The sequence below is a fragment of the uncultured Stenotrophomonas sp. genome (assembly GCF_963519125.1).
GTDB lineage: Bacteria > Pseudomonadota > Gammaproteobacteria > Xanthomonadales > Xanthomonadaceae > Stenotrophomonas.
This window is the reverse complement of sequence record NZ_CAUQLJ010000010.1, coordinates 164,348-170,443: the sequence shown is the minus strand read 5'-3', so window position 1 is coordinate 170,443 and position 6,096 is coordinate 164,348. Positions and strand designations below refer to the sequence as shown.

Sequence of the window (6,096 nt, the reverse complement as noted above, 5' to 3'; positions counted from 1 at the left end):
GCTGCGGCGCGGGCGCAGGCACTGCGCGGGCGACGGGGGCTGCAACCGGTGCAGCAACGCGGGGCGGTGCCGGCGCGGCAGGCGACGCTGCTGCGGGCGCGCGGTCGTGCAGCGCCTCGTCGGGCAGGTCGTCCCAGCTCGGCCGCGCAGCGTCCACGACCGGGCCCAGGGCGGGATCGTTGAGCAGTTCGTCCAGCAGGGCGAGATTGGCCGGGGCACCGGGTGACGTCGGGGTATCGAAGCCGGGAGCGGCCGGTGCCGCGACCGGGCCAAGCGCCGGGTCGTTGAGCAGTTCGTCAAGCAGCGCCAGGTTCGCAGGCGCGCCCGGGGATGTCGGCGTTTCGAAGGCGGGGACCGCAGCTGCCTCCACCGGCCCCAGCGCCGGGTCGTTCATCAGTTCGTCGAGCAGGGCGAGGTTTGCGGGTGCGCCGGCTGACGTCGGCGTTTCGAATGCCGGCGCTGCAGCGAATTCCGCGCGGATCGCCTCGGCAACGCCTGCAGCCTCGACCACATCGGCAACGGCAACGGTCGCGCTCGGCACCGCATCGCCCAGCAGCTCTTCCAGGTAGTCGTCCAGCACGCCGACGTTACTCATGCCGCACGCTCCATCTGCTGTGCGTCGTCGGCCAGGATCCATTCCAGCGCGCGGCGGTAGGCCAGCAGGCCGCGGCCGGGGTAGTCGTCGGAGGTGAGCGGCACGGTCAGGCCGGCGGCATTGGAGATGCGGGTGTCGACCGGGATGGCGTCTTCCCAGACGCGCTGGCCGTGGCGGTCCTGCATCTGTTTCAGGGTTTCGTTGCCGGCACGGGTGCGGCGGTCGAACAGGGTGGGCAGGATCGACATCGGCAGCGGACGACGGCGCGAGCGCTCGACCATCTCACCGGTCCGGACCATGCCGTCCAGGCCATGCAGCGCCAGCGGTTCGGCCTGGGTCGGAATGATCAGGCGGTCGGCGGCGGCCAGCGCGTTGATCATCAACAGGCCCAGGGTGGGCGCGCAGTCGAGCAGGATGTAGTCGTGCTGGCCCTGGTGGCGGGTCATCGCCTGCTGCAGGGCCAGGCCGAGGCCCGGCTGGTTGGCGCTGCGGCGTTCCAGGGTGGCCAGCGCCGCCTGCGCGCAGATGTAGTCCAGCCCAGGCACGGTGCTGCGGTGGGCGAGGGCGGCGAGCTCGGCAGGCGGGGTGCCGAACAGCTCCAGCACGCCGGCCGGCGGCGGGTCCAGTGGCACGTTGAAGGCGCGGGTCAGCGACGAATGCGGATCGAGGTCGATCAGCAGGACGCGGTGGCCCAGCGTGGCCAGGCCGCGGCCCAGCGCGAGGGTCGTGGTGGTCTTGCCCACGCCGCCTTTCTGGTTGGCGATTGCCCAGATACGCATCGGTTCACTCCTTCATTGCAGGGGGAACGGCGGCGCCCACATGGCTGCCGGCCGGCACCGGTGGCAGCTGCACCGGGGCGAGGGGGGAAACAGGAGGGCGCGCAGCCGGCGATGGCGCCGGTGCGGTGTTGGATTCGGCGGTGAGCTGGGGACCCAGCGGGTCCACGCCCTGCGCGGTGTCGGCGAGGATGATGACCATCACCCGACGGTTGCGGTTGCGGCCCTGCGCACTGGCGTTGTCCTCACGCGGGCGGAACTGGCCGTAGCCGACCATCGCCAGCCGTGCCGGTTGCACGCCCTGGTCGGCGAACAGGTGCACCACGCTGGCCGCGCGCGCCGCCGAGAGTTCCCAGTTGGAGGGGAACAGCGCGGTGGCAATCGGCACGTCGTCGGTATGGCCTTCCACGCGCACGCCATTGGGCGCGTCGTGCAGGACCTGCGCGAGCGACGACAAGGTGTCGCGCGCCTGCACGTCGAGCGTGGCCGAGCCGGTGGTGAACAGGATGTCGCTGTTGATCTCCACCTCGATCCACAACTCGGTGCGGCGCACGGTGATCATGCCGCGGTCGATCAGCGGCGCCAGCGTGGCGGTGAGACGGTCGGCGATGCCATTGAGCTGGCGCTCGGCGCGCTGCAGCTGTTCCTGGTTGTGCACGGAGACCGGCATGCGCATCTGCGAGGCCATCGCCGGCAGCAGGGTGGGGTCGTTGCTCGGCGAGGGCGCGGACGGACCGACCCGGTTGCCGGCCTTGATCACCGAGGGACTGTCCCAGCCGCCGCCCTGGACCTGCTGGTTGCCGACCTGGACTGGATTGATGGTGCGCGGCGCGCCGCCGAAGGCAGTGGTCAGCGCGTCGGCCATGACCCGGTACTTGCCTTCGTTGAGCGAGGAGATGGCGTACATCACCACGAAGAAGGCAAGCAGCAGCGTCATGAGGTCGGCGTAGGGAATCGCCCAGGCCTCATGGTTGGCATGCTCTTCGTGGGCCTTGCGCCGGGCCATCTCAGTGCAGGAACCCGGACAGGTTGGTTTCGATGTTGCGCGGGTTCTCGCCCTGCGCGATCGAGATCAGGCCTTCGATGATCATCTCGCGGTCGCGGCTGTTGTGGTGGATCACGCTCTTGAGCTTGGCCGAGACCGGCAGGAACAGCAGGTTGGCCGAGGCGATGCCGTAGATGGTGGCGGTGAACGCGGCGGCGATGCCGTGGCCGAGCTTGCTCGGGTCGGCGAGGTTCTTCATCACCGCGATCAGGCCGAGCACGGCACCGATGATGCCCAGGGTGGGCGCGTAGATGCCCATGCCTTCGAACACCTTGGAGGCGGCGAGGTCGCGGCTTTCCTGGCTGCTCAGTTCGATTTCCAGCATGTGCCGGATGGTTTCCGGTTCGACGCCGTCGACCAGCAGCTGCAGGCCCTTGCGCAGGAAGGGGTCGTCCTGGGCGTCCACCTGGGTTTCCAGGCCGAGCAGGCCCTGGCGGCGGGCGATGTTGCTCCACTCGACGATCTGGCGGATCAGTTCGCTGCGGTCGGTGCTCGGCGGGCGGATGATCCAGCTGACGATCTTGAAGGCGTGCTTGAACACGGCCGGGGAGGTGTGCAGCAGGATCGCGGCAAGCGTGCCGACGATGACGATGACGAAGGCAGCGGGGGACCACAGCGACGCCAGACCGGCACCCTTGAGGATGCTGCCACCGACCAGCGAGGCCAGGGCGAGGAAAAGTCCGATGAGGCTGAGTCTGTCCATTGGTTCGATATCGGCTTGCGTATGGGGGACTTGAGTTGGGGCGGTGTTGGGTTGGTCGGTGGTTCAGCCACGCAGGGCGTGGCTCTACCGGGGCGGTGGAACGGTGGTAGAGCCACGCCCTGCGTGGCTGCGACGGTTTACCGCAACCCGTCAACATCCAGGATCAAGGACATGCGGCCGTCGCCGATCAGGGTGGCGCCGGCGTAGCCGCGGAGGCCGCGCAGGGCCTTGGGCAGCGGTTTGATCACCACCTCCTCGCGGCCGCGCACCTGGTCCACCACCAGGCCGAAACGCGCTTCGCCGGCCTGCAGCACCACGATGGTGAGCAGCGGCGAGGCCGCCGGTTCGACGTCCAGCCAGTGGCGCAGGTCGACCAGCGGCAGCGTGTGCGACTTGCGGTCCAGCACCGCGCGGCCGTCGAACCAGCCCAGCGAGGTGTTGGGGGCATGCAGCACTTCCATCACGCGCGCCAGCGGCAGCGCGTAGATGTCCTCACCGGCCTGGACCAGCAGGGTCGGCAGGATCGCCAGGGTCAGCGGCACGCGGATCAGGAAGCGGCTGCCGCGACCGAGCTCGGACTGGATCTGGATCTGGCCGCTCAATTCGCGGATGCGCGACTGGACCACGTCCATGCCGACGCCACGGCCGGAGATGTCGGTGACTTCCTGCTTGGTCGAGAAGCCAGGCAGGAACACCAGGTGCAGGCATTCTTCGCTGCTCAGGCGGGCGGCGGCTTCGGGGTCGATCAAACCCTTTTCACGGGCCTTGGCGCGCAGCCGCTCCGGATCGATGCCGGCGCCGTCGTCCTGCACTTCAATGCTGACGTAGTCGCCTTCCTGCTGCGCCGAAAGCCGCACGTTGCCGCTGCGGGTCTTGCCCTGCGCCTCGCGCAGCTCGGGCATTTCGATGCCGTGGTCGATTGCGTTGCGCACCAGGTGCACCAGCGGGTCGGCCAGCGCTTCGACCAGGTTGCGGTCCAGCTCGGTTTCCGCGCCGATCAGCTCCAGCTCCACTTCCTTCTTCAGGTTGCGGGCAACGTCGCGGGCGACCTTGGGGAAGCGCGAGAACACCTTGCCGACCGGCTGCATGCGGGTGCGCATCACCGCCGACTGCAGGCGCGCGGTGGCGATGTCCAGGGTCGACACGGCGCGGTCCAGCTCTTCGTCATGCAGGCGGGCGCGCAGGGTCTTGAGCCGGTTGCGCGACAGCACCAGTTCGCCGATCAGGTTGACGATGGCGTCCAGTCGCTTGGTGTCCACGCGCACGGTGTGCTCGGCTTCGGCCACCGGCTTGTTGGCGGCAGGCTTGGCCGGTGCCGGTGCGGCCACCGGGCGCGGCGCGGGCGCCACAGCGGGGGCAGCGGCCTGCACCGCACCCGGCGCGGCGCCGCCATGCAGCTGGTCGAGCAGCGCTTCGAATTCGTCTTCGCCTATCAGGCCGTCGTTTTTCGTGGGCGTCACGGCGGTCGGTGCCGCGCCGCCGTGCAGGGTGTCCAGCAGCGCTTCGAACTCGTCGTCGGTGATCAGGTCGCTGCTGGCTGGCGCAGCGGCCGCCACCGGTGCAGGCACGGCCGGACCATTGACGTCGAACTGCGCGATCAGTTCCGGTGGCGCATAGCCCGGCTCGGTACCGGCCGACACGGAATCCAGCATCGACTGCAGGTAGTCCAGCGACTGCTGGCCGGCATCGAAGTGATGCGCCTGCAGCACCGCTTGGCCGGAGCGCGCCATGCCCAGGGTCTCTTCAGCGGCATGGCACAGCTCCACCATCGCCTGGATGCCGAGGAAGCCGGCACCGCCCTTGAGCGTGTGGAAGCCGCGGAACACCGCGTTGAGCTGGTCGCTGTCCTGGGGCGACTGCTCCAGCGACACCAGCTGTTCGCCAAGGCGATCCAGGATCTCCTGGGCCTCGAGGATGAAGTCTGCAGCAATGTCGTCGGGAACAGCACTCATGGTTTCAAAGCCCCAGATCGGAAAGCAGGTCGTCGGCGTCGACCTGCGACACCTGGTGGCGGTCCAGCCCGGTCACGGCCGGGCCGGCCAGGCCGTTGTCGCGCTTGCTAGCGGTCTCGTCAGGCGGCGGCAGGCCGAGCGCGCCGAAGCCTTCGTGCACGCGGCGCACGATGCCAACGACGCGGCGGATGATCTGCCCGGTCAGATCCTGGTAGCTCTGGGTGAGCGCGATTTCGGTGAGGTTGTGGCGGATGCGGTCGAGCTGCACGTCCTGGTCCGGACTCAACCCGTTGGCGCGCAGCTGTTCGGTCAACGACCGGCATTCTTCAGCCAGGTCCAGGGTGCGGTGGGTGGCCTGTTCGGTCATCGCCACAACGTGGTCTAGGCGCGCACAGGCGTCGTCCAGCTCACCCGCCTCGCTGGGCAGGGTAGGGAGTTCGCCGAGGGCTTGGCCGAGCTCGCGGGCCAGTCGGTTCAGACCCGCCATCATCGGCTGGGTGCGCAGCGCGGCCAGCGCGTCGATTTCCCGACGCCAGCCGGCTTCGTCACCGCTTTCCAGCGCGGCAAGGGCATCCTGCAGGCGCTGCACCAGCGCCGATTTGTCGCGAAGGGTTTCCATCAGGCACTCGCCGCCAGTCGCTCGAAGATCTTGCCGAGCTTTTCTTCCAGGGTCTGCGCGGTGAACGGCTTGATGATGTAGCCGTTCACGCCGGACTGGGCGGCTTCGATGATCTGCTCGCGCTTGGCTTCGGCGGTGACCATCAATACCGGCAGGGTCTTGAGCTTGGCGTCGGCGCGGATCGCCTTGAGCAGGTCGATGCCGGTCATCACCGGCATGTTCCAGTCGGTGACCACGAAATCGAACGGCTGGCTCTGCAGCAGGGCCAGCGCGGCATGCCCGTCCTCGGCTTCGGCCGTATTGGTGAAGCCCAGATCGCCCAGCAGGTTCTTGACGATACGACGCATGGTCGAGAAGTCGTCGACGATCAGGATGCGCATGTTCTTGTTCAAAGGTCGTTCCTCGG

At 68.6% G+C, this 6,096-nt stretch carries 6 protein-coding genes and 1 pseudogene; all 7 read right to left on the bottom strand.

Annotation, left to right across the window (positions count from 1 at the left end; genetic code table 11):
• Positions 1-595 (bottom strand): annotated as a pseudogene (locus RYM47_RS10970) (hypothetical protein); the annotation flags it as partial.
• The gene (locus RYM47_RS10965; protein WP_315387859.1) at positions 592-1,374 is read right to left on the bottom strand and encodes a ParA family protein; all 783 of its coding nucleotides are present in this window, start codon (positions 1,372-1,374) and stop codon (positions 592-594) included. The gene RYM47_RS10965 and the pseudogene RYM47_RS10970, both read right to left, overlap by 4 nt.
• 4 nt (positions 1,375-1,378) lie before the next feature.
• Complete coding sequence (motD, locus tag RYM47_RS10960) at positions 1,379-2,377, bottom strand: flagellar motor protein MotD (RefSeq protein ID WP_315387858.1); 999 nt, start codon at positions 2,375-2,377, stop codon at positions 1,379-1,381.
• Between the two features lies 1 nt (position 2,378).
• Entirely contained in the window at positions 2,379-3,119 is a 741-nt protein-coding gene (locus RYM47_RS10955; protein ID WP_315387857.1) for a flagellar motor protein, read from the bottom strand.
• A 137-nt stretch (positions 3,120-3,256) separates the two neighbouring features.
• A complete protein-coding gene (locus tag RYM47_RS10950) occupies positions 3,257-5,071 on the bottom strand; it encodes a chemotaxis protein CheA (RefSeq protein WP_315387856.1) in 1,815 nt (604 codons plus the stop codon).
• Between the two features lie 4 nt (positions 5,072-5,075).
• The gene (locus RYM47_RS10945) at positions 5,076-5,690 is read right to left on the bottom strand and encodes a protein phosphatase CheZ (protein WP_315387854.1); all 615 of its coding nucleotides are present in this window, start codon (positions 5,688-5,690) and stop codon (positions 5,076-5,078) included.
• A complete protein-coding gene (gene cheY / locus RYM47_RS10940) occupies positions 5,690-6,082 on the bottom strand; it encodes a chemotaxis response regulator CheY (protein WP_017357461.1) in 393 nt (130 codons plus the stop codon). The genes RYM47_RS10945 and cheY overlap by 1 nt, the downstream gene beginning before the upstream one ends.
• Positions 6,083-6,096 lie beyond the last annotated feature (14 nt).